Source organism: Herbaspirillum sp. AP02, from assembly GCF_015767275.1.
Lineage (GTDB): Bacteria > Pseudomonadota > Gammaproteobacteria > Burkholderiales > Burkholderiaceae_D > Herbaspirillum.
The window spans coordinates 58,903-82,378 of record NZ_JADWMY010000013.1 but is presented as its reverse complement, the minus strand read 5'-3'; the positions used below and the strand labels follow the sequence as shown (position 1 = coordinate 82,378).

Genomic DNA, 23,476 nt, shown 5'->3' with positions numbered 1-23,476 from the left:
CTTACTTTCCCTCCCCGGCCGGCACGGTCTGGACCACATAGAACTTGGCCACGCGTTCGCTGCTCTCCCAGCCGATGGAGGCGCCCTGCGGCACGAATACGGCATCACCCCGCTCCACCGCCACCACGCTGCCATCGGGCTCGGCGAAGCGCACCCCGCCATCGAGGATGTGCATGAATTCATTGACCGGATGGGCGCGCACGATACGGTGGTAAGGCGTGGAATCCCAGGTGCCGATCTTGGCGTGGATGGAGGTCTCATCGACCACGTTGTCGCTGCGGCATTGCGGGACCGGCCCCAGCAGGATTTCCCTGGGCAGGGAATTGGCCGAGGGCTTGAAGTCGGCCTCGGCCACCAGCGGGAACACGCCCGGCTGCACCGGCTGCGGGCAATCGGCGGCGCAGAACACCACCAGCGTCGGCACCGGGGCCGATACGCGTAGCGCGGCACCGGTGGTGAGGACCACACCGCTGTCGGGTTTCAGCACCAGCGGCGCGGCGCCCTCGGTCTCGATATGCAGTTCGCCCTGCACCACCACCAGGGTTTCCTGGTGCGGGAAACGGGCGATATCGATTGCCAACGCGCCATCCAGGCGCAGCCGTCCAGCGCTCATGCCGCCGTTGCCCTGCCAGGCGATTTCGCGCACGGCGGCAAAGGGATCGGCCGGGCCCAGCGCGGCCGGGCGGAACGACGTGGGCAGGGGGGCGCCAGAGGCACGGTACAACACCAACGCTGCAGACATTTCTTCTCCTATGGGTTGGCCAATCGACTTGGCCTTGAATTCGAATACCGGTGCGGGGATCAGACCGTCACGCCTTCCACCGGCAGCAACGGCGCCTGCGCCTGCTGCAGGTCGGCGTCGGAGCGATGGCACAGGATCTCGCCGCCGTGTTCCATGTTGCGGCGACGCGGCGGCACCACATTGCAGACACCGTCCACCCGCAACGAACAGCGTGGCAGGAAGGCACAGATCTCAGGCGACGGATCGGCCGCACCGATGGGCGGCAGCTTGTGCTGGCCGGCCCCGGCCACCTGTTCCAGCCATCCCTGCTGCATGGCCGGGACCGACGATAGCAAGAGGTGCGAATACGGGTGGTAAGGCGGCGCCATCATCGCCTCGCGCGGGCGGTTGGCGACCATGCGACCGGCATAGAGCACCACGATGTCGTCGCAGATGGCACGCACCGTGCTGATGTCGTGGCTGATGAACATGTAGGACACCTGCAGCTCGCGCCGCAGCTCGGCCAGCAGTTCCAGGATGGCGGCAGCCACCACCGTATCCAGGGCCGAGGTCACCTCGTCGCACAGGATCAGGTCGGGCTTGGCAGCCAGGGCACGGGCCAGGTTCACGCGCTGCTTCTGGCCGCCGGAGAGTTCGGCCGGCAGGCGGTCCATCACGCTGGAGGGCAGCTTGACCAGGTCCAGCAGTTCGGCCGTACGACGCCGCATGGCATCGCCCTTGAGGCCGTGGTAGAAGGCCAGCGGCCGGTTCAGGATGCGGCCGATGCTATGGGCCGGGTTGAGCGCGGTATCGGCGTTCTGGAACACGATCTGCACCCGTCGGAACTGTTCGCGGGTGCGGCCCTCCAGGCTCGGCGAGAGGTTCTGGCCATCGAGCTGGATGCTGCCGCGCGCCGGCGCGATCATGCCGGCCACGGCGCGTGCCAGAGTGGTCTTGCCGGAGCCGGATTCGCCGATGATGCCCACCGTGCTGCCGCGCTGGATGGTGAGGTTGATGTCGTCCAAGATGCGCACGCCGGGCAGACCCAGGCGGTCCGGGGCACCGTAGCCGGCGACCAGGCCGCTGATGCGCAAGAGCGGTGCCCTGGCGTCGGCCGCCAGGCTGGACGGGGTCGCATCACGTAGCTGCGCCACCCGCGTGGCCGGCGAGACGGCCGCGATCAGGCTCTGGGTATAGCTGTCGGCGGGTTCATGCAGCACCTGTCCGGTGTTGCCCATTTCGCGTACGGCGCCATCGCGCAGCACGATGATGCGGTCGGCCATCTGCGCCACCACGGCCAGGTCGTGCGAGACATAGACGGCGGTGGTGCCAAGTTCCTTGACCACCTTCTTGAAGGCGCGCAGCACCTCGATCTGGGTGGTCACGTCCAGGGCCGTAGTGGGTTCGTCCAGGATCACCAGTTCCGGATCGGTGATCAGGGCCATGGCCGCCATCACCCGCTGCAGCTGGCCGCCCGAGACCTGGTGCGGATAACGGTCACCGATACTTTCGGGTTGCGGCAGGGCCAGCGCGCGGAACAGCTCGACCGCCTTGCGGCGGGCGCTGGCCTTGTCCATCACGCCATGTTGCAGGGCACTCTCGATGACCTGATCCATCAAGGTACGCGCCGGGTTGAAGGCCGCCGCCGCACTCTGGGCGATATAGGCCACATGGTGGCCGCGCATGGCCAGCAGCGCCTTTTCATCCATCTGGTCGATCTGGCGCTGGCCGATGCGGATCCGGCCGCCGGCGATGTGGCAACCGCTGCGGGCATAGCCCAGCAGCGACAGGGCGATGGTGGTCTTGCCGGAACCGGACTCACCGATCAGCGCCAGCACTTCGCCACGCGCCACGGTGAAATCGACGTTCTTGACGATCTCCACCGAAGAACCATCGTCCTTGCGGACCGTGACCCGCAGTCCCTGCACCTCGACCAGGGTCTGGCCGGTCGGGGAGGCGGGCGTGCTACCCTTCTTGCCGAGGAAAGTATCGAACTGCTTCACAGGCTTACTCCTTGGCAGCGCGCTTGCCGCGCAGGTTGTCGATCAGCAGGTTCACGCCGATGGTGAGCGAGGCAATGGCCAACGCCGGCATGATCACCGCCAGGGCAGCCTCGCCCAGGCCGGAAATGTTTTCCCGCACCAGCGAGCCCCAGTCGGCGTCCGGCGGCTGCACGCCCAGCGACAGGAAGCTCAGGCCCGACAGCAGCAGCACCACGTAGACGAAGCGCAGACCGAAGTCGGCCAGCACCGGGCGGATCATGTTGGGCAGCATTTCCGCGGTCATGATGTACCACACGCCCTCGCCGCGGGCACGCGCAGCCTGCACGTATTCCATGGCCTGCACGTTGACCGCCAGCGAACGGGCGATGCGGTAGGCGCCGGGCATGTAGGTGATGGCGGCGGTGGCCACCAGCAGCAGCATGGAGGAACCGAAGGTGGCCACCATCATCAGCGCGAACATCTTGCTGGGAATCGAGATCAGGGCATCCAGGGCGCGGCTGATGACGGCATCGCGCCAGCCACCGGAGAAGGCCGCAAACAATGCCACGGCCGTACCGGTGGCGCTGGCCAGTACGGTAGCGGCCAGCGCCAGGCCGATGGTGGCGCGGGTGCCGAAGAGGATGCGGCTCAGCATGTCACGGCCCAGGTAGTCGCTGCCCAGCAGGAACTTGTGGCTCATGCCGGAAAACACGTCGGTATCGACGATGGCCGTGGCGTCATAGGGCGAGATGCTGGGGCCGAGGATGGCCATGAGCACCCAGAAGCCGACGATGGCCATGCCGATCCAGGCCATGGTCGAGTGGCGCCGCACGCGCTTCACGGAGGGGGGCGCGGCGGGACCGGAGGCAGCAGCTTCCGGGCCGGAGGATTCGTGGAGGGCTTTCATCGGGTCTTCAACCTTGGATTGGAAACAATGGCCAGCACATCGGCCGCCAGCACCAGCAGCAGGTAGCCGGCACAGAAGATCATCGAGCAGGCCTGCACCAGCGGCATGTCGCGGGTGGTCACGGCATCGATCATGAGGGTGGCGATGCCGGGATAGTTGAAGATGCTTTCGACGATGATGACCCCGCCCAGCAGGTAGGACAGGCTCAGCGCGACCGCATTGGCGATCGGGCCGATGGCGTTGGGCAGCGCGTGGCGCAGCACGATACGGGTACGCTTGACGCCTTTCAACAAGGCCATCTCGGCATAGGAAGAACGCAGCTGGTCGATCACGGCGGCGCGGGTCATGCGCGTCATCTGGGCCACGATCACGCAGCACAGGGTCAGCACCGGCATGGCATAGGCCTTGACGAAGGCGCCCAGGGTGGCGGCCTCGCTTGCATGCGACAGCGCCGACAGCCAGCGCAGCTTGACGGCGAAGATCATCACGGCCACGGTGGCGACCAGGAATTCCGGTACCGAGACCATCGAGACCGCGCTGACGTTGACGGCGCGGTCGAAGAAGGAGCCCCGGTACATGGCCGAGAAGATGCCCAGGAACAGCGCCAGCGGCACCGACACCAGGGCGGTCACGGCGGCCAGCATCAGCGAGGCCGGCAGGCGACCGGCGATCATCTGCGCCACCGGCACATTGTTGACCAGCGACATGCCCGGATTGCCCGAGACCAGGTTGCTCAGCCACTGTGCATAACGCAGCGGGGCCGGCAGGTCCAGGCCGTACTGCAGGCGCAGCGCGGCCACCGTCTCGGGCGTGGCGGCCTGGCCCAGCGCGGTCTGGGCGGCATCGCCCGGCAACAGGTTGGTGATGAAGAACACGCCGGCCGACACCAGCAACAGCGTCAGCACCGCCTGCAGCAGGCGGCGCACGATCAGACGCAGGACCATTCCATTCATAGCTATCCTCGGTAACCAGTGCCGGGACCGGCCGGCTGTGCCCACCGGTCCCGTGTGACTTGCACTGCCATCATTGCTTCAGGCGCGAGACTTTCCCGTTCTCACGCATCCAGCCAGACGTACTCGGCACAGGTGTAGTTCATGAAGGCACCCAGCGGCACCGGATCGATGCCCTTGACCTTGGTGCTCATGCCTTCCAGGTTGATGATGAAGACCGGGATACCGATGCCGCACTTCTCGTGGATCATGGTCTGCAGATCGGCGTACATGGCCTTGCGCTTGGTGAAGTCGGTCTCGCCGCGCGCGGCCACCACCAGCTGGTCGAACTGGGCGTTCTTCCAGCCGGATTCATTCCACTGGGCATCGGACTTGAAGAACTGGGTCAGCAGGATGTCGGCGCTGGGGCGCGGATTGATGTTGCCGAAACCGACCGGCACCTTCATCCACTGGTTGGACCAGTAGCCATCGGCCGGGACCCGCTTGACATCGAGCTTCAAGCCGATCTTGGCGGCGCTCTGCTGCATCAGCACGGCCATGTCCACCGAGCCGGTGGCGGCCACCGAGGCCACGATGGGAATGGTGCTGCCCATGACGCCGGCCTTCTCCAGGTGGAACTTGGCCTTGTCGGGATCGAAGGCGCGCTGCGGCAGGCCGGCGAAGTAGAAGCGGTTGGTGGGGTCGATCGGCTGGTCGTTGGCGGTGACGGCATAGCCACGGAAGGCGGCCATCTTGATCTGCTCGCGATCCAGCAGGTACTTCATGCCCAGGGTGAAATCCATGCTGTTGCCGGGGGCCACGTCCTGGCGGATCACCAGGTCGGTGTACTGGCCCGACTTGGTTTCCATGACGGTATAGCCGGCGGTGCCCTTGACGCGGCCGGTGGAACGGGCATTGACGTCGTTGATCCAGTGCACGTCACCGGAGAGCAGCGCATTCACGCGCGCTGCCTCGTCGGGGATGCCGAACAGTTCGACCTCGTCCAGGTAGGGCAGGCCGCTCTTCCAATAGTTTTCGTTGCGTACGCCGATGGTGCGCACGCCGGGGGTGAATTCCTTGAGCTTGAAGGCACCGGTGCCGTTGGCGCTGCTGAAGTTGGTGGTGCCGTCGCGCACGATCAGGAACTGTGCCGTCGCCAGGATCACCGGCAGGTCGGCATTGGCGCTGGTGAGCTTGATCTGCACTTCATTGGGGCCGCTGGCCTTGACCGATTCGATCTGGTCGGCCAGCACCTTGACCTTGGAGGCGGTCGCCGGGTCCTTGTGGCGCATGAGCGAGAAGACCACGTCGGCCGGGGTGAAGGGCTTGCCGTCGTGGAAGATCACGCCCTTCTTCAGCTTGACGGTCCAGGTGATGGCATCGTTGGTGAGCATCTCTTCGGCCAGCACCATCTGCGGCCCCAGCTTGCCGTCCAGCTTGGTCAGGCCGTTGTAGAACATGTGCACCCGGGTGTAGTCGGTGGAGTGCGCGGTCTTGGCCGGGTCCAGGGTATCGGCGGTGGAGCTGGTCTGGGTGGCGATGCGCATCTTGCCACCGCGCTTGCCGGTCTGTGCCGCCTGGGCCATTGCGCTGCCGCTGGCCGTCAGCAGGCCCGTGCCGCCCACCGTCATGAGACTGCCGGCCAGCAGGGTGCGCATCATGTCGCGGCGGGTGAAGCCGCCCTGCGCGTGTTCCAGCGATGGGTCGGTGATGATGGAGCCCTCTGCGGGGAGTCGTCCGTTTTCCTGCTTGCTCATGAAAAGCCTCACGATAAAAGTTCAACCACGAAGACCACCGGCCTGCCCTGGCGTCTGCTGTTGCAGATCCCTCCGCACAGGGCATGCCACCTGATGGGGCCGGTCGCATGGATCGCCAGCCTGATGCCAGGCTGGCGGCGACCGGAACACTGCTGTTGCCGGGAGCGCCTGCGCACGTGCTGCGCGTGGGCGGCTCCCTTCCTGCTCCGGCCCGGCTTACAGCCCGAGCACGCCCGGCAGGCCGGAAATGTCCTTGATCTCGGTATAGCCGTAGTGCGGCGTCGAGGGCTCATGACCACGATTGACGAAGACCTTGTTCTTGATCCCCATGTCGGACGCCGGCATGAGGTCGTAACGCAGGCTGGAGGAGACGTGCAGCACGTCTTCCGGATTGCAGTTGAGCTTGTCGAGCATGTATTCGAAGGCGCGCAGGCGCGGCTTGTAGGCTTGCGCCTGCTGGGCGGTGAAGACCTTGTGGAAGGGTGCGCCCAGTTGCTCGACGTTATGCATGATCTGGCTGTCGTCGGCGTTGGAGAAGATCACCAGCGGGAATTCCTTGGCCACCTTGGACAGGCCGGCCGGCACGTCGGCGTGCGGGCCCCAGGTTGGCACGGCCTTGTAGAAGGCACCGGTTTCCTCGTCGGTGGTCTTGATGCCCCAGCGCGCGCAGGTACGGGTGATGGCGTTCTTGCAGACCTGTTCGTAGGGCTTCCACTGATCCAGCACTTCATCGAGGCGATAGGCGGCGAACTGGCGCAGGAAGAAAGGCATGTCCTCGGCCGATACACGGTCGGCGTAGATCTTCTGTGCGGTTTCCGACATCTGGAAACGGGTCAGCGTGCCATAGCAGTCGAAGGTGATGAATTTGGGCTTGAAAGTGCTCATGGAAAATCGTCCTGTCAAAAAAATGATCCTGCAAAGGGATGCGGCGAATTCTCTTGCCTGAGGTTCAATGCATGAGAAGGATTACAACATGGCGACACTTGCGGTTTATTCCTTTTTGACGGGGCCGCGAAACAGAAATATGTGTTTTCGACGGCCCAATCAGCATAGCTTGCCGAGCAGTGCAGCAATGCGAGCCGGGCGCGCTGCTTTGGGGCATTTTCACCAAGCTGGTGCGGTTTCCGTCGGCAGGCTGGCGATCCGGATGCAGGCAGGGTGTTGGCGCAGATGACCACTGCCTGGGCAATCGCTTGCACCACACATGCGTAAATCATTTACCAGTGAGGCATGCGGGGCAGCACCATGCTAATGCCGATGCCGCCCAATTTTGTGCCGAGATAGGGGGGCAGATCGCCATAAGATTGCGAATTCGCGGCACGGAAACCCTCCGCCGCACGCCGCCGATGGCGCATCATCGCTGAGGTGTGCCGACTGCCCGGCAGGTCCCCAGGCAGCGCTCATACAGAACGCGATCACATGGATCGACACGTATTGATAAGGACAAGCTTCATGCACACTGAAAGCACGCTCGACACCACGCAGGCCGACCGCACCACGCTGCGCCCCATGCGCGCCACGGATCTGCCCGCCTGCCATGCCATGAGCCTTCATCTGCACTGGCCGCACCGCCTGGCGGATTGGCAGTTCCACCATCAGGTCAGCAGCAGCTGGGTGGTCGAACAGGAACAGCCTGATGGCACCCTCAATGTGGCCGGCAGCGGCATGCTGTGCCGGCTGGACGATGACTATGCGTCGCTGGGTCTGGTGATCATCGCCGATGCCCTGCAGGGGCGCGGCCTGGGGCGCGCCATGATGCAGCGCCTGCTGGCCGATGCCGGCTCCCGCAATGTGATCCTCAATGCCACCGAAGCCGGTCGCCCGCTGTATGAAAAACTGGGTTTCGTGGTCACCGATACCCTGAGCCAGCACCAGAGCACCACCGCCAGCGCGCCCGCCACGTTGCCGCCAGGCACCCGCATTCGCCCGCTGCACCCGGAGGAAGTGCCGGCCCTGCTGGCACTGGATCGCCAGGCCAGCGGCGTCGACCGTAGCGCCCTGCTGCAGGCCTTGTTGAAACTGGCCGAGGTGGTCGTGCTGGAACGGCAGGGACAGGTGGCGGGGGTGGCCTTCCAGCGCGAATTCGGCCGCGGCCGCGTGATCGGGCCGATCATCGCCAGCGACGTGGAAGACGCCAAGGCGCTGATCGCCTATTGGGTCAACGCCTACCCCGGCGCCTACCTGCGCATCGATGTACCCGGCCGCAGCGGCCTCAAACCCTGGCTGCAGGAGATCGGCCTGACCTGCGTGGACGACGTGGTCAGCATGTGCCGAGGCACGCCGCCCACGGCCGATCCGACCTGGCGCACCTATTCCATGATCAACCAGGCGCTGGGCTGAACGGCCGGCGCGACTCACCATGACCTTTCTCTACAAAGCCGACCCCGTGCGGGGCGCCGAATGGGCCGAGCTGTTTGCGCAAAAGGCGCCGGAGCAGCCCTTCCAGATCTGGCCGCACCAGGGCGATGACGCCAGCGTGCGCTACCTGGCCGCCTGGACGCCGCCGGACGATATCGCACAGCGCTTCCCCCACCTGGAAATCCTGTTTTCGGTCGGTGCCGGCATCGACCAGTTCGACATGTCCACCCTGCCGCCAGACCTGCCGGTGGTGCGCATGACCGAACCCGGCATCGCCGCCGGCATGGTGCAATACGTGACCCATGCGGTGCTGGGCCTGCATCGCGACAGCCGCCTCTATGCCCGCCAGCAGCGTGAACAGGTGTGGCGGGCGCATCGGGTGCGGCCGGCCACGGCCTGCCGGGTCGGGGTACTGGGCCTGGGCATGCTGGGCCAGGCGGTGCTGCAGCAGTTGCATGGTCTAGGTTTTCCCTGCGCCGGCTGGAGCCGTTCGGCCCACCAGCTGGAGGGCATCGAGTGCTACAGCGGCAGCGGGGGCCTGAGGGATTTCCTGGCGCGCACCGATGTGCTGGTGTGCCTGGTGCCGCTGACCGACGATACGCGCGGCCTCCTGTGTCGTGCGCTGTTTGAGCAACTGCCGCGCGGGGCTGCGCTGGTCAATGTCGGCCGTGGCGGCCACCTGGTCGAGGACGACCTGCTGGCCGCCCTGGCTGATGGCCAGCTCGGTGCGGCGGTACTGGATGTGTGCGAGGTCGAACCCTTGCCGCCGGGCCACCCGTTCTGGTCGCATCCCGACATCGTGCTCACCCCCCACATCGCCAGCATGACCCAGCCCGATGGCGCCGTGGAAGCAGTGCTGGAGAACCTGCGCCGCCATCGCGCCGGCCTGCCGCTGCTGGGGCTGATCGACCGCCAGCGCGGTTACTGAGTCGGGAGGCGATGCCGCATGGCAAACAAAATGCCGATTGCCCACGCCAGAACGGCATGCCATGCCGCCAGCGTGCTGCAGTTCGCGCCACATCGCTTGCCTCTGCCCCCTATCCTTGATGACATGGCGTGCTGCGTCAGCAGACCAGCCGCCCTGCTCCCATTCACCTGCCTGGCATCCCCACCATGAAGCTGGAATCCTACTGGACCGATTCTGCCCCGCTGTATATCTCCCCCTCGCGAGACCTGCCTGCGCAGGTTGACGTAGCCATCGTCGGCGGCGGTTTTACCGGCCTGTCGGCGGCGCTGGCGCTGGCCAGGCGCGGGGCCTCGGTGCTCGTGCTGGAAGCCGGCCCGCACGTGGCGGCCGAAGCCTCGGGACGCAATGGCGGTCACGTCAACAACGGTCTGGCGATGGATTATGCGGAGGTCGCAGCCAAGGTCGGCGTCGAACGCGCCCGTGCCTGGTACCACGCCTATGACGATGCCGTCGATACCGTGGCGCGACTGGTGCAGGAAGAAGGCATCGCCTGCGACTTCCTGCGTCACGGCAAGCTCAAGATGGCCACCCGGCCGCAACAGATGGATGCCCTGCAACGCAGTGCCGAGCGCCTCTACGCCGATGGCGTGGACCGCGACATCGAGATCCTGGACGCCGCCCGCGTACGTGCCGAGGTGCAGAGCGAGCGCTTCCACGGCGGCATGCTCTACAAGCGCAGCGCCCAGATGCACATGGGCCGCTTCGCCCACGGCCTGGCGCTGGCGGCCGAACGCCATGGCGCGGCCATCCACACCGGCACCGAGGTACGACGGCTGGAACGTATCGGCGACAGCTACGGGCATCGGGTCCACACCCCCCGTGGCAGCGTGCTGGCGCGGCAGGTCCTGCTGGCCACCGGCGCCAGCCGTCACGGCGCCTATCGCAGCTTCGGCTGGCTGCGCCGGCGCATCGTGCCGGTGGGCAGTTTCATCGTGGTGACCGAGCCGCTGGGGGCCGAACGCGCGGCCACCCTGCTGAGCCAACAGCGCACCTACACCACGGTGGCCAATATCCACCATTATTTCCGCATGACGCCCGATACCCGGCTGGTCTTCGGCGGGCGGGCGCGCTTCGCCATTTCCAGCCCGCAGTCCGATGCCGCCAGCGGCGAGATCCTGCGCCAGGGCCTGCAGCAGACCTTCCCGCAACTGGGGCCGGTGCGCCTGGACTACTGCTGGGGCGGACTGGTCGACATGACCCGCGACCGCCTGCCGCAGGCGGGCGAGCGCGATGGCCTGTTCTATTCCATGGGCTACAGCGGCCACGGCACGCAGATGTCGGTCCACATGGGGCAGTGCATGGCGCAGGTGATGGCCGGCGATGCGCTGGCCAATCCCTGGCGTGACCGCGAGTGGCCGGCCATCCCCGGTCATTTCGGGCCGCCCTGGTTCCTGCCGGTGGTGGGCATGTACTACCGGCTCAAGGATAAGCTGGCCTGAATGCTCTTTCAAATCGTCTTCACTTTTACTGAATGCTCGCCATGACTACACTCGAACTGCAACGCCAGGACCTGCTGCCCGGCGCCCACCTGATCGGCGCGCAATGGCGCGCGGCCGCCGACGGTGGCAAGCTGGAGGTCAGCGATCCGGCTACCGGCAAGGTATTTGCCAGCGTCCCCGACGGCAATGCCGCCGATGCCCGTGCTGCGGTGGATGCCGCTGCTGCCGCATTCCCGGCCTGGCGGGCCACGCCGGCCAAGCAGCGCGCCGCCATCCTCAAGCGCTGGAACGACTTGCTGCTGGCGCACCAGGAAGACCTGGGTCGCCTGATCTCGCGCGAGCAGGGCAAGCCGCTGGCCGAGGGCCGGGGTGAAGTGGCCTATGCCGCCAGCTATGTCGAATGGTTCGGTGAGGAAGCCACCCGCGCCAATGGCGACATCATCCCGGCCCCGGTCACCGGACGCCGCATGCTGGCGCTGAAGGAACCGGTGGGCGTGGTCGCCACCATCACGCCCTGGAATTTCCCGGCCGCGATGATCGCCCGCAAGATCGCACCTGCGCTGGCGGCTGGTTGTACCGTGGTGTGCAAGCCGGCCGAGGATACGCCGCTGACTTCGCTGGCGCTGGTGCGCCTGGCGCAGGAAGCGGGCGTGCCGGCCGGGGTGATCAACATCGTCACGGCCTCGCGCGAGCGTACGCCGGAGGTCGTGGATGTATGGCTGGCCGATAGCCGGGTGCGCAAGATCAGCTTTACCGGCTCCACCGCCGTGGGCAAACACCTGGCGCGTCATTCGGCCGATACCCTCAAGAAGCTGTCGCTGGAACTGGGGGGCAATGCGCCCTTCATCGTCTTCGACGATGCCGACCTGGACGCGGCCATCGACGGCGTGATGGCGGCCAAGTTCCGCAATGGTGGCCAGACCTGCGTGAGCCCCAACCGCATCTACGTGCAAGAGAAGGTCTATGAAGCCTTCGTGGCCAGGCTGGGGGCGCGGGTGGCGGCGCTGAAGGTCGGCCCGGCCAGCGATCCGGCTTCGCAGATCGGTCCCATGATCAATGCCCGCGCCATCGCCAAGATCGACCAGCACGTGCGCGACGCCATCGCCCGTGGCGCCCACGTGATCACCGGCGGCCAGCGCCTGCAGGGGCCCGGCTACGAGAGCGACAACTACTATGCGCCCACCGTGCTGGCCAATGTGACCGATGCCATGCAATGCAGCTGCGAAGAGACCTTCGGCCCGGTAGCACCGGTGACGCGCTTTGCCACCGAGGAAGAAGTAATCGCGGCGGCCAATGGCACACCCTTCGGGCTGGCCGCGTATTTCTATTCGACCGATGTACGGCGCATCCACCGTGTCACCGACGCGCTGGAGAGTGGCATCGTCGGCGTCAACGAGGGCGCGCTGGCAGCCGAGGCGGCTCCCTTCGGCGGTGTCAAGGAATCCGGTTATGGCCGCGAAGGCTCGGTGCACGGGCTGGATGATTACCTGCACACCAAGTACGTGTGCCAGGGCCAGCTGTGAAATTGCAGCCTTGAGATCGCAGCCTTGAAATCTCTGTAGTACGTTACCTTCACCGAACCGACCAGGAGCCGCCATGCCAGCGCTGACCACCCCCGCCCCGAGCACCGGCCAGGAAGCCTTGCCCGACCTGCGCCTGCGCGCCATCGCCGCCGATGACCTGGGCAACTGCCACCGGCTGTCGCTGCGTTTCAAGTGGCCGCATCGGCTGGAGGACTGGAAATTCCTGCTGCAGATGGGCCAGGGCTATCTGCTGGAACACACGGACGCCGGCGCCGCGCTGCCGGTGGTGGGCTCGGTAGTGTGCACCTGCTACGGCGAGCAGCACGCGGTCATCGGCATGCTGCTGGTGCAGGCCGAGCTGCAGCGGCGTGGCCTGGGGCGGCGGCTGATGCAGCACGCCGCCAGCCAGGTCAATGGCCGCAGCCTGGCGGTCAACGCCACCGCCGCCGGTATGCCGCTGTACCGGCAACTGGGTTTCGTACAGCAGGATGTGCTGCACCAGTTCCAGGGCGCCTCGGCGCAACCGGTACTGGTCTCGCTGCCGCCCGGCGAGCGCGTGCGGCCGATGGGCAAGAACGATGTGCAACGACTGCTGGCGCTGGATGCGCGGGCCACCGGCATGGATCGCAGCAAGCTGCTGCTGGCCCTGCTGGACATGTCCGAAGGCGTGGCGCTGGACCGCGATGGCGAAATGCTGGGCTTTGCGCTGGTGCGCCGCTTCGGCCATGGCCGCGTGATCGGGCCGGTGGTGGCGCCCGATGCAGAACGCGCCAAGGGCCTCATCGCGCACTGGATCAATACCTATTCGGACTCCTTCATCCGCATCGACGTGTTCGAATCGAGTGGCCTGCCGGCCTGGCTGGACACGCTGGGCCTGACCAATGTCGACCATGTCACCCGCATGTGCAAGGGCACGCCCCCGGTGCGCGATGCCGGCATGCAGTTGTTCTCCATCGTCAACCAGGCGCTGGGCTGAGTCCGCAGCCGATGTGACGGGGCCTGCCGCAGAAAATGCCAAAGCCGCCCGCAAAACCCATGAAGATGCTTTTTCGACCCCGCATCTTGCGCATCCGCTGCGACCGGGCAGGCATAGCATAGAACGCATCCCGGTTGTGTCGCCCGCCTGGCACGACCTTGTTCAACGCCATCGTCAGCGAGTCCTCCTTCATGCAAACATCTACCCTGGCTGCCCTCGACCGCAGCCACCTGATCCATCCCGTGACCAGCCTGCGCGAGCACGAAGAGCTGGGTCCCATCATCCTCAAGTCCGGCCGTGGCGCCTACCTGACCGATCATCAGGACAAGGAACTGCTGGATGCCTTCTCGGGCCTGTGGTGCGTCAACACCGGCTACGGCCAGGAGAGCGTGATCCGCGCCGCCACCGAACAGATGCAGCGCCTGCCCTATGCCACGGGCTACTTCCACTTCGCCTCGGAGCCGGCCATCCTGCTGGCCAAGAAGCTGGTGGACATCAGCCCGGCCTCGCTCAGGCATGTCTACTTCACCCTGGGCGGATCGGACGCGGTGGATGCGGCCATCCGCTACATCACGCACTACCACAACTCCATCGGCAAGCCGGCCAAGAAGCATTTCATCTCGCTGCAGCGTGGCTACCATGGTTCATCGTCGGTGGGTGCGGGGCTGACGGCGCTGTCCAACTTCCACTTCAACTTCGACCTGCCGCTGCCGACCCAGCACTACCTGCCCTCGCCCTATCCCTACCGCAGTGAACTGACCGACGATGCGGCCATCATCGCCGCCTCGGTACAGGCGCTGCGCAGCAAGGTGGCCGAACTGGGTGCGGAGCAGGTGGCGGCCTTCTTCTGCGAACCGATCCAGGGTTCGGGCGGCGTGGTGGTGCCACCCAAGGGCTGGCTCAAGGCCATGCAACTGGCCTGCAACGAGCTGGACATCCTGTTCGTGGTGGATGAGGTGATCACCGGCTTCGGTCGCACCGGCCCCATGTTCGCCTGCCTGGACGAAGACGTGCAGCCGGACCTGATGACCATGGCCAAGGGCCTGACCGCCGGGTATGCGCCGATGGGTGCGGTGATGATGTCGGACCGGGTCTACCAGGGCATCGCCGATGGCGCGCCCATGAGCACCGTAGTCGGCCACGGCCAGACCTATTCAGCCCATCCGGTCAGTGCCGCAGTGGCGCTGGAGGTGCTGCGCCTGTACGAGGAAGGTGGCCTGCTGGAAAACGGTCGACGCGTCGAGCCCCATTTCACCGGTGGCCTGCGCGCCCTGCTGGATCATCCGCTGGTAGGAGACGCCCGCAGCCGCGGCCTGCTGGGCGCGCTGGAACTGGTGGCCGACAAGCACACCAAGGCGCGCTTCGCCCCCGAACTGAAGCTGCATGAGCGCATCTTCAAGGTGGCCTATCAACAGGGGCTGGTGTTCCGCGCCTTCGGCGACAACATCCTCGGTTTTGCGCCGGCGCTGTGCTATACACCGGCCGATTTCGAACTGATGTTCCAGCGCCTCAAGGCCATCCTCGATGAAGTGCTGGCCCAGCCCGAGGTCCGGCAGGCCGTCAAATAAGCCGGCCAACGCGAGCAGAGCCTCCGGTCACATGCCAAAAACTGGGACCGGAGGGGTTAAAATGCCCTGACATCCAGCCTGCCTTTCCTGACCAGGGACGGCCGGCCGGTTGAGTTGAATAACCCGAGGCAAGAAGATGACTAACGGCGCGTTGAAACTGGACCGGATCGATCTGAGGATTTTGTGTCACCTGCAGGAAAATAGCCGCATTACCAATGTGATCCTGGCCGATGCCGTCGGCCTGTCCCCCAGTCCCTGCCTGATCCGCGTCAAGCGTCTGGAAAAAGCCGGCTACATCAGCGGTTACGGTGCCTACATCCGCCTGGAGAAGCTGGCCGATGTGCAGATCGTGTTCACCGAAGTGACGCTGTCAGACCATCGCCGCGAAGACTTCGCCAAGTTCGAGTCCTATCTCCGCAATGTGGATGAAATCATCGAATGCCACCTGGTCAGCGGCGGTTACGACTACCTGCTCAAGTTCATGACCCGCAGCGTGGTGCATTACCAGAGCGTGATCGAGTCGCTGCTGGAGCAGAATCTGCGCATCGAGAAGTATTTCAGCTACATCGTCATCAAGTCGCCCTTCATCAAGCATCACTACCCGCTGGAAAAGTTCATCCAGACCTGATCCGTATGGCGGCAGTGCCGCCAAGTTCCCCTAGTGGCGGCCTGCTCCGCCTTGCCTGCACCCTCCTGCCCACGTCCACTTCTGCGGCGGTGCACTCCTGCGCCCGCCGGGAGGGACATCTCCATCAAATCTCCATAAAAATCCCAAACAAATTCGAGCTTTTGTCAGCAAACTGACCTTTACTTTTGTAAAGATCAGCCGTTAATGTGGCACAGACTGACGACTTGTCAGTTTTCCAAATTACAAGAAAAGCTCAATATTGTTCAGGGGTCAACAATGGCAACTTCAACGGGGTCCATCTCCACATCGGCCGGTCCGCTCGATGTGGCGACCTTGGTCAACCAGCTCATTTCGGTCGAAAGCAAGTCGCGTCTCACACCGCTGAAAAACAAGGAAACCGGCTTCAACACGCTCATTTCGGCCTACGGGACGCTGAAGAACGCGCTCTCGAGCTACCAAAGCGCCCTCAAGGGCATGACCTCGGCCACCTTCAGCGCCCAGAAGACCACCCTGACCAATGCCGGCACCGGCACGGGCCTGACCACCGATCCGCTCACCGCCGAAACCAATACCGATGAATCGACCAAGGTACTGGCACAGAAGCTGAAGTCGGGCGGCTACGCCACCGGCACCACTTTCAATGCCGGCGATTCGGTCGCCATCAAGGTGGGCAGCAACCAACCTACCTTCATCACGCTCAAGGCCAATGCCACCCTGGCCGGGGTGCGCGATGCGATCAATGCCTCCAAGGCCGGGGTCACGGCGTCGATCACCACCGACGGCAGCGGCGACCATCTGGTGCTGGAATCCAATACCGGCGGCACCGCCAATACCATCAAGATCACCGCCAACAACACCCTCTCGGGACTGAACTACGATCCGGCCTCCAGCACGCCGGGCAGCGTGACCCAGGTGCAGGCCCCGCGCGACGCGGCCAAGGCGGCGTCGGGCTCGTACAGCCTGGCAGTGAACCAGCTGGCGCAGGCGGTCAAGGTCAGCTCGGCCGGCATCGCTCCGGGCAGCACCTTCGACAATGGCGTGCTGGCCATCAAGACCGGCAACGGCTCGACCGTGCTGATCCAGCCCAAGACCAACACCCTGGCCGGCGTGCGCGATGCCATCAATGCCAGCGAGGCGGGGGTAAGCGCCTCCATCGTCAGCGATGGCACCAATGACCACCTGGTGCTGACTGCCAAGGACAGCGGCGCGGCCAACACGTTGCGGGTCAGCGGCACCGGCTCGTTCGCGCCGTTCGCCTTCGATCCCAGCGGCACCGTCACCACCCCGGGCGTGACGGCCGGCCAGACCTTCACCACTGGCGCGCTGGCGCTGCAGGTGGGCAACAAGTCCTTCAACATCACGCCGACCGATCTGGACGCCAGCGGCGACATCCGTCTGAACGACGTGATGAAGGCCATCAACGATGCCAACACCGGCGTGACAGCCAGCATCAGCACCAGCGGCGGCAAGGAGCAGCTGGTGCTCACCCCGACCGGCAGCGACGCGGTCAAGCTGACCGGCAGCAACGACTACGCCGGCCTCACCGGCAGTAGCATGGGCCAGTTGGCCAAGGCGCAGGATGCGCGGATGACCATCGACGGCGTGGTCGTGACCAGTACCAGCAACAAGGTCACCAACGTGATCTCGGGCGTAACGCTCAATCTGAGCAAGGTCACCAATGCCACCGACAATTTCACGCTGGCCATTGCCAATGACACCAGCGGCCTGACCACCTCGGCCAACACCTTCGTCAATGCCTACAACACGCTGGCCAAGGCGGTGGCCAATCTGACCAAGCAGACTCCGTCCACCACCAAGGGAGAGGCCAATACCGGCTCGCCACTGGCGTCGGAATCGTCGGTACTGAACATCATGGCGCAGATCCGCAGCACCATGCTGGGGGCGCTGGGCGAAGGTGGCGGGATGAACCTGTCGCAGGTCGGCATTTCCTTCCAGAAGGATGGCACGCTGGCGCTGGATTCGACCAAGCTGACCACCGCGGCCAACAAGGACTTCGAGCGCATCAGCAAGCTCTTCACCGCCACCGGTGGCGTAGTCACCAAGCTGCAGACGGTGATGGATGGCATCCTGAAAGACAGCGGCACGCTGGCCACCAAGACCAAGGGCCTGCAGGCCAGCCTGAAGATCGTCACCGACCAGCAGACGGCGGCCAGTTCGCGCCTGCAGGACCTGAAGGACAACTACACCAACCAGTTCAACCGTCTCAACGTCACGCTGGCGACGATGCAGGCAAGGCAGAGCTATCTGACCCAGCAGTTGACCAAGCTGTCGAAGTCATCCTGAGCCCGCACGCGGACGGCTGATCGCCAGCGAAAACACCAAAGGCCGCAGCGTACCCTCCGCTGCGGCCTTTGGTGTTTGCTGAAGTCGTTATACTGGGGGCCTTTCCGGTCTCCTGAAGACCGGGACATGACAGCGATAACAACGATCAGGAGACATCGTGGATACGCCCAAGTATTTGGAAGATTTCCAGCCCGGCCAGGTTTTCCGTTCACCCGCCACGTTGACCGTGGATGCCGAGGCCATCAAGCACTTCGCCACCCAGTTCGATCCCCAGCCCTTCCACCTGGATGACGCTGCCGCCCAGCAGACCTTCTTCCGTGGACTGGCGGCCAGCGGCTGGCATACCGCCGCGCTGACCATGCGCTTGCTGGTCGATACCCTCCACATCCAGGGCGGCATCATCGGCGCCGGCTTCGACGAATTCCGCTGGCCGCGTCCCACCCGCCCCGGCGACGTGCTGCGCCTGGAGGCCGAAGTGCTGGGTATCAAGACCTCCCAATCACGGCCGCTGCAGGGCTTCCTCAACCATCGCGTGACCACCTACAACCAGCACGACGAAGCCGTGCTGATCATGACCGGCAACCTGCTGGTGCCGCGCCGCAGCTAAGCCTGGCCCAGTTCAGGCGGCGTCCGGCTGGCGTGCCGGATGGGCCTGTTCGAAGGCCGGCAGGACATTACAGGCGGCCTCGATGGCGCATAGCGTCGGATAGGGTGCCATGTCAACCTCGAAGCGACGCGCATTGAACATCTGCGGCACCAGGAAGCAATCGGCCATGGTCGGCGCATCGCCCACGCAGAAGTGGCCGCGCGTGGCGTCGGCGGCCAGTTGCTGCTCCAGTGCGGCAAAGCCGAGCTTGATCCAGTGATGGATCCAGGCCGTCTTCTGGGTTTCGTCGACGTTGAGCTGGTGCTTGAGATAACGCAGCACGCGCAGGTTGTTCAGGGGATGGATTTCACAGGCGATGGCCAGCGACAGTTCGCGGATGCGGGCGCGCGCGAAGGCGTCGCCGGGCAGCAGGGAGGGCGTGGGGTAGCGCTCGTCCAGGTATTCCAGCATCGCCATGGACTGCCTCAGCAGTTGCCCCTGGTCGGCCAGCACCGGCACCAGCGCATGCGGGTTCAATTGCGTGAAGGCCGGCAGCAACTGCTCCCCGCCCTGGTTGAGCAGGTGTACCGCCGCTGTCTCGTAGGCCACGCCCTTGAGATTGAGGGCGATGCGAACGCGGTAGGAGGCCGAGCTGCGGAAATAGCTGTATAGCGTAGTCATCCTCATCCTTTCATCCTCATCCTTCATTGGAAATCAGGCGCATCAGGCCAGGCTGCGTGCCGGTAGCACGGTGCCGGCGGCTTCGCCGAAACCGATCATGGGCAAGCCGTCACGACGGGCGGCGGCACGCAGGATGATGGTGTCGCCATCTTCCAGGAACACCCGTCGCTCGCCGTTGGCCAAGTTAATGGGCGCCTTGCCGCCGGCGCTCAGTTCCAGCAGCGAGCCGGCTTCGTCAGCTTGCGCACCGGACAAGGTGCCGGTACCCAGGAAATCACCGGGACGCAGGTTGCAGCCGTTGACCGTGTGGTGCGCTACCAGTTGTGCCACGGTCCAGTAGGCATCCCGATAGTTGGACAGCGACAGGCGCTGCGGGGCGGTGCCGGCCTCACGCATGGCGGCGGTCTGGATCAGCACTTCCAGCTGCAGATCGAAGGCGCCGCTCTCGCGCAGGGTGGGGGCATCCAGGTAGGGCAGCGGCTGCGGATCGTCGGCCGGACGGGTCCAGGCGCAACGATACGGGGCCAGCGCTTCCAGCGTGACGATCCAGGGCGAGATGGTGGAGGCGAAGCTCTTGGACAGGAAGGGGCCGAGCGGCTGGTATTCCCAGGCCTGCACGTCGCGTGCCGACCAGTCATTGAGGAGGCACAGGCCGAATACCTTGTCTTCGGCCTGGCTCATCGGTACCGGTTCGCCCAGGGCATTGCCACCGCCGATGAAGATGCCCATTTCCAATTCGTAATCCAGCCGCTTGCAGGGTCCGAAGCTAGGCGTTTCGGCATCCGGCGCCTTGGTCTGGCCGACCGGGCGGCGGAATTGCTGGCCCGAGACGGCAATCGACGAAGCACGACCGTGGTAGCCGATCGGTACCCACTTGTAGTTGGGCAGCAGCGGGTTATCCGGACGGAAGAGCTTGCCCACCGAGGTGGCGTGGTGGATCGAGGTATAGAAGTCGGTGTAGTCGCCGATGGCGGCCGGCACGTCGTAGCGGGCCTGGGCCTGCGGCACCAGGCAGGCCGCCAGTTCGGTCTGGTGTGGTGAGCCGCTGCGCAGCAGGCGCGAAAGCGCCAGGCGCAACGCCGACCAGGCGGCCGGGGTCAAGGCCATCAGGGCATTGAGCGTGCTGCCGCTGCAGGCCGCGTGGGCGGCCTGACGCGTGGCTTCGTCAAAGCCGGAAAAGGCGCCGGCCGCCTGCGCCGCCGGCAGGTCCAGGATCTGGTCACCGATGGCGACGCCGGCACGGAAGCTTTCTTCACTTGCAGCGCGGCGGAACACACCATAAGGCAGGTTCTGGATCGGGAACGGGCAACCGTCGGTGTTGGCACTTTCGACCCAGCTGCGCAGCTCGGTGTCGTGGGTTTCGTTCAGTTTCAGGCTAGGCAGGCTCATGCGCGCTCCGGGTTGAAGTTCTTCTGGATGCCCAGCCAGCAATCCTGGTAGTCGCGCTGCAAGGTCGGCGAGGCCAGAGCATGGCGGGTGGGGCAAAGGATGTTGCGGGTCTCGAACATGAAGGCCATGGTGTGATCGACCTTGTTCGGCTGGCTGGTATCGATGCGGCTGGCCTTCTCGAAGGTGGCCGCGTCCGGTCCGTGGCCGCTCATGCAATTATGCAGGCTGCCGCCGCCGGGGACAAAGCCGCCGCCTTCCTTGGCGTCGTACTGGCCGGTGATCAGGCCCATGTATTCGCTGGCCACGTTGCGATGGAACCAGGGTGGGCGGAAGGTATTCTCGGCGGCCAGCCAGCGCGGCGGGAAGATCACGAAGTCGATGGTATCCACGCCCGGCGTATCGCTCTGCGACTGCAGCACCAGGAAGATCGAAGGATCGGGATGGTCGTAGCTGATGGAGCCGATGGTGTTGAAGTGGCGCAGGTCGTACTTATAGGGCGCGTAGTTGCCATGCCAGGCCACCACGTCCAGCGGCGAATGGCCGATCTTCGCCTGCCACAGGTTGCCGCCGAACTTGGCGATCAACTGGAAGTCGCCTTCGCGATCTTCGTACCAGGCATGGGGCGTAGCGAAATCACGCGGATTGGCCAGGCCATTGGAACCCAGCGGCCCCAGATCCGGCAAGCGCAGCAAGGCGCCGAAGTTCTCGCAGACGTAACCGCGCGCCTCGCCGTCCGGCAGCCTCACCTGGAAGCGCAGGCCACGCGGGATGACGGCGATTTCCTGCGGCGCGATATCGATCACGCCCAGTTCGGTGCGCAATTGCAGGCGTCCCTGTTGCGGCACGATCAGCAGTTCGCCATCGGCCGAATAGAAGAAGCGGTCGGTCATCGAGCAATTGGCCGCATACAGGTGGATGGCACAACCGTTCTGCGCCTGCGGCGAACCATTGCCGGCCATGGTCACCAGCCCCTCGATGAAATCGGTAGGGGCCGTGGGCATGGGCTGCGGGTCCCAGCGCAACTGGTTCGGCGGCGGCGCCACGTCATCGAAGTGACTCAGCAGCAGACTGCGCTCCATCGGCGCAAAGGGTTCATGCACCGCCGCCGGCCGGATGCGGTACAGCCAGGAGCGACGATTGTGGCCACGGGGCGCGGTGAAGGCAGTACCCGATACCTGTTCGGCATACAGCCCATAGGCCACCTTCTGCGGCGAATTGCGGTGCGCCGGCAAGGCACCGGGCAAGGCTTCGGTCTCGAACTCGTTGCCGAAGCCGGACTGATAGCCACGGGTATGGACGTGATGACTGACGGTGGAATCGGTGACGATAGTCATGCAGAAACTCCTCGGGAAGTACGATGCAGACGCGCAATGGTCAGCGCCGAAATCAGGGCCGGCACGGCAGCGGCGATGAAGAGCGAACCATTGCTCCATTGCAGGGCGATCAGCTGGCCGCCGATCACCGGCCCCACCACCGAGCCGATGCGACCGATGCCCAGCGCCCAGCCGATGCCGGTGGAACGCAAGGTGGTCGGATAGTAGGTCCCGGCCAGGGCATTGACCGCCGGCTGGCCGCCGACGATGCAGAAACCGGCCACGATCACCGCCACGAACAGCAATGCCGGCAGGGCCGCGACCTTGCCGATCATGGCAATCGAGACGCAGGCCAGAAGGAAGCAGACACCCAGCACGCGGGTAAAACCATAGCGATTGATGAAACGGCCCAGGGTCAGGGTGCCGATCACGCCACCCACCTGCAGCGAGGTACCGATCAGCACGGCCATGCTGGTGGAATAACCGGCGTCATGGATCAGCGTGGGCAGCCAGTTGGACAGGAAATAGAGGTTGATCAGGTTCATGAAGCTGATCAACCACAGCAGCACGGTCACGCCGGCGCGGCCATCGCGGAACAGCGCCGCCACCGGCATGCCCTCGGCCTTGGCTTCCTTGACCACCACCTCGGTGCGCTCATCGATGACGATAGATGGATCGAGCTTGCGCAACCAGCGTGCCACCTGCGCCCGCGGACGGCGATGCAGCACCAGGAACTGGATTGATTCCGGCAGCCAGACCAGCATGACCAGGCCCAGCACCAGCGGCACCGCGCCACCGACCCAGAACACCGCATGCCAGCCGTGCGCCGGGATCAATGCGGCGCTGACGAAGCCGCCGGCAGCAGCGCCCACGGTGAAGCCGCAGGACACCAGCATCATGCGGGTCACCCGGGACGAGGAAGGACTGAATTCACCCACCAGCGCCATGGCATTAGGCATGATGCTGCCCAGGCCAAAACCGGTGATGAAGCGCACGATCAACAGTTGATCGAGGGTCGTCACCAGGGGCGTGGCCAGCATGCAGGCGGCGAAAAAGAGCGTGGACACAATCAGGACCGGACGACGGCCGTAGCGGTCGCCGACCGGCGTCAATACCAGCGAACCCAGCAACATGCCGAACAGGCCGGCGCCGAACACCGGCCCCAGGCTGGCCTTGCTCACGCCCCAGTCGGCGATGATGGCCGGTGCCACATAGCCCATGGCCTGGACGTCGAAACCATCGATGATCAGGCACAGGCCGCACAGCAGCAGCAGGCCGAACTGGAAACGGCCGAAACGGCCCTGCTCCACCACCTGGTCCACATGGACCGTGGGGAGAGCGCCACTTGCGTGGATACTCATGTCTTGACTCCTCGTCTGTCTTTACGTTGTTTTAGTTGTGTTGCCGGGCATGCGGGCCGATGACGGCCGACAATGTCGCTCTGGATG

The 23,476-nt window shown here is 65.0% G+C and carries 19 protein-coding genes; 9 read left to right on the top strand and 10 right to left on the bottom strand.

The window, feature by feature from the left end:
- Position 1: 1 nt before the first annotated feature.
- From I5R65_RS21420 to I5R65_RS21395, 6 genes are all read right to left on the bottom strand, one after another.
- Positions 2 to 742 carry a cupin domain-containing protein gene (locus tag I5R65_RS21420; protein ID WP_180670817.1) on the bottom strand — a complete coding sequence of 247 codons (741 nt, stop codon included), beginning with the start codon at positions 740 to 742 and terminating at the stop codon, positions 2 to 4.
- A 59-nt stretch (positions 743 to 801) separates the two neighbouring features.
- Positions 802 to 2,724, bottom strand: coding sequence for an ABC transporter ATP-binding protein (locus tag I5R65_RS21415; protein WP_180670816.1), 1,923 nt, complete (start codon positions 2,722 to 2,724; stop codon positions 802 to 804).
- A 4-nt stretch (positions 2,725 to 2,728) separates the two neighbouring features.
- Positions 2,729 to 3,610 carry an ABC transporter permease gene (locus I5R65_RS21410; protein WP_180670815.1) on the bottom strand — a complete coding sequence of 294 codons (882 nt, stop codon included), beginning with the start codon at positions 3,608 to 3,610 and terminating at the stop codon, positions 2,729 to 2,731.
- Positions 3,607 to 4,563 carry an ABC transporter permease gene (locus I5R65_RS21405; RefSeq protein WP_180670814.1) on the bottom strand — a complete coding sequence of 319 codons (957 nt, stop codon included), beginning with the start codon at positions 4,561 to 4,563 and terminating at the stop codon, positions 3,607 to 3,609. Before I5R65_RS21405 ends, I5R65_RS21410 begins: the two co-directional genes overlap by 4 nt.
- Before the next feature lie 101 nt (positions 4,564 to 4,664).
- Positions 4,665 to 6,296, bottom strand: a complete 1,632-nt coding sequence (locus tag I5R65_RS21400; protein WP_180670813.1) for an ABC transporter substrate-binding protein — start codon at positions 6,294 to 6,296, stop codon at positions 4,665 to 4,667.
- 216 nt (positions 6,297 to 6,512) lie between these two features.
- Positions 6,513 to 7,181, bottom strand: coding sequence for a haloacid dehalogenase type II (locus tag I5R65_RS21395; RefSeq protein ID WP_180670812.1), 669 nt, complete (start codon positions 7,179 to 7,181; stop codon positions 6,513 to 6,515).
- Positions 7,182 to 7,748: 567 nt separating this feature from the next.
- On the opposite strand from I5R65_RS21395, the gene I5R65_RS21390 reads away from it, so the two are divergent.
- The 9 genes from I5R65_RS21390 to I5R65_RS21350 all read left to right on the top strand — a co-directional run bounded on the left by I5R65_RS21390 (position 7,749) and on the right by I5R65_RS21350 (position 18,666).
- Positions 7,749 to 8,636 (top strand): GNAT family N-acetyltransferase, encoded by an 888-nt coding sequence (locus tag I5R65_RS21390; protein ID WP_180670811.1) that lies wholly within the window; start codon positions 7,749 to 7,751, stop codon positions 8,634 to 8,636.
- A 19-nt stretch (positions 8,637 to 8,655) separates the two neighbouring features.
- Positions 8,656 to 9,582, top strand: coding sequence for a glyoxylate/hydroxypyruvate reductase A (locus tag I5R65_RS21385; protein ID WP_180670810.1), 927 nt, complete (start codon positions 8,656 to 8,658; stop codon positions 9,580 to 9,582).
- A gap of 161 nt (positions 9,583 to 9,743) precedes the next feature.
- A complete protein-coding gene (locus tag I5R65_RS21380) occupies positions 9,744 to 11,060 on the top strand; it encodes an NAD(P)/FAD-dependent oxidoreductase (RefSeq protein ID WP_370461008.1) in 1,317 nt (438 codons plus the stop codon).
- A gap of 41 nt (positions 11,061 to 11,101) precedes the next feature.
- A complete protein-coding gene (locus tag I5R65_RS21375; RefSeq protein WP_180670808.1) occupies positions 11,102 to 12,583 on the top strand; it encodes an NAD-dependent succinate-semialdehyde dehydrogenase in 1,482 nt (493 codons plus the stop codon).
- Between the two features lie 73 nt (positions 12,584 to 12,656).
- On the top strand, positions 12,657 to 13,559 hold the full coding sequence (locus I5R65_RS21370; protein WP_180670807.1) for a GNAT family N-acetyltransferase: 903 nt from the start codon (positions 12,657 to 12,659) through the stop codon (positions 13,557 to 13,559).
- Positions 13,560 to 13,750: 191 nt separating this feature from the next.
- Positions 13,751 to 15,127, top strand: coding sequence for an aspartate aminotransferase family protein (locus I5R65_RS21365; protein WP_180670806.1), 1,377 nt, complete (start codon positions 13,751 to 13,753; stop codon positions 15,125 to 15,127).
- 136 nt (positions 15,128 to 15,263) lie between these two features.
- The gene (locus I5R65_RS21360) at positions 15,264 to 15,755 is read left to right on the top strand and encodes an Lrp/AsnC family transcriptional regulator (protein ID WP_180670805.1); all 492 of its coding nucleotides are present in this window, start codon (positions 15,264 to 15,266) and stop codon (positions 15,753 to 15,755) included.
- Positions 15,756 to 16,031: 276 nt separating this feature from the next.
- The gene (gene fliD, locus I5R65_RS21355) at positions 16,032 to 18,059 is read left to right on the top strand and encodes a flagellar filament capping protein FliD (protein ID WP_180670804.1); all 2,028 of its coding nucleotides are present in this window, start codon (positions 16,032 to 16,034) and stop codon (positions 18,057 to 18,059) included.
- Between the two features lie 157 nt (positions 18,060 to 18,216).
- The gene (locus tag I5R65_RS21350; protein WP_180670803.1) at positions 18,217 to 18,666 is read left to right on the top strand and encodes a MaoC family dehydratase; all 450 of its coding nucleotides are present in this window, start codon (positions 18,217 to 18,219) and stop codon (positions 18,664 to 18,666) included.
- A gap of 12 nt (positions 18,667 to 18,678) precedes the next feature.
- On the opposite strand, the gene maiA is transcribed toward I5R65_RS21350, so the two are convergent.
- From maiA to I5R65_RS21330, 4 genes are read right to left on the bottom strand one after another with little or no spacing between them, the layout of a single operon-like run.
- Positions 18,679 to 19,326 carry a maleylacetoacetate isomerase gene (gene maiA / locus I5R65_RS21345; RefSeq protein ID WP_180670802.1) on the bottom strand — a complete coding sequence of 216 codons (648 nt, stop codon included), beginning with the start codon at positions 19,324 to 19,326 and terminating at the stop codon, positions 18,679 to 18,681.
- Between the two features lie 42 nt (positions 19,327 to 19,368).
- Entirely contained in the window at positions 19,369 to 20,715 is a 1,347-nt protein-coding gene (gene fahA / locus I5R65_RS21340; RefSeq protein WP_180670801.1) for a fumarylacetoacetase, read from the bottom strand.
- Positions 20,712 to 22,049, bottom strand: coding sequence for a homogentisate 1,2-dioxygenase (hmgA, locus tag I5R65_RS21335; RefSeq protein WP_180670800.1), 1,338 nt, complete (start codon positions 22,047 to 22,049; stop codon positions 20,712 to 20,714). Before hmgA ends, fahA begins: the two co-directional genes overlap by 4 nt.
- Entirely contained in the window at positions 22,046 to 23,389 is a 1,344-nt protein-coding gene (locus I5R65_RS21330) for an MFS transporter (RefSeq protein WP_180670799.1), read from the bottom strand. Before I5R65_RS21330 ends, hmgA begins: the two co-directional genes overlap by 4 nt.
- Positions 23,390 to 23,476: the final 87 nt, after the last annotated feature.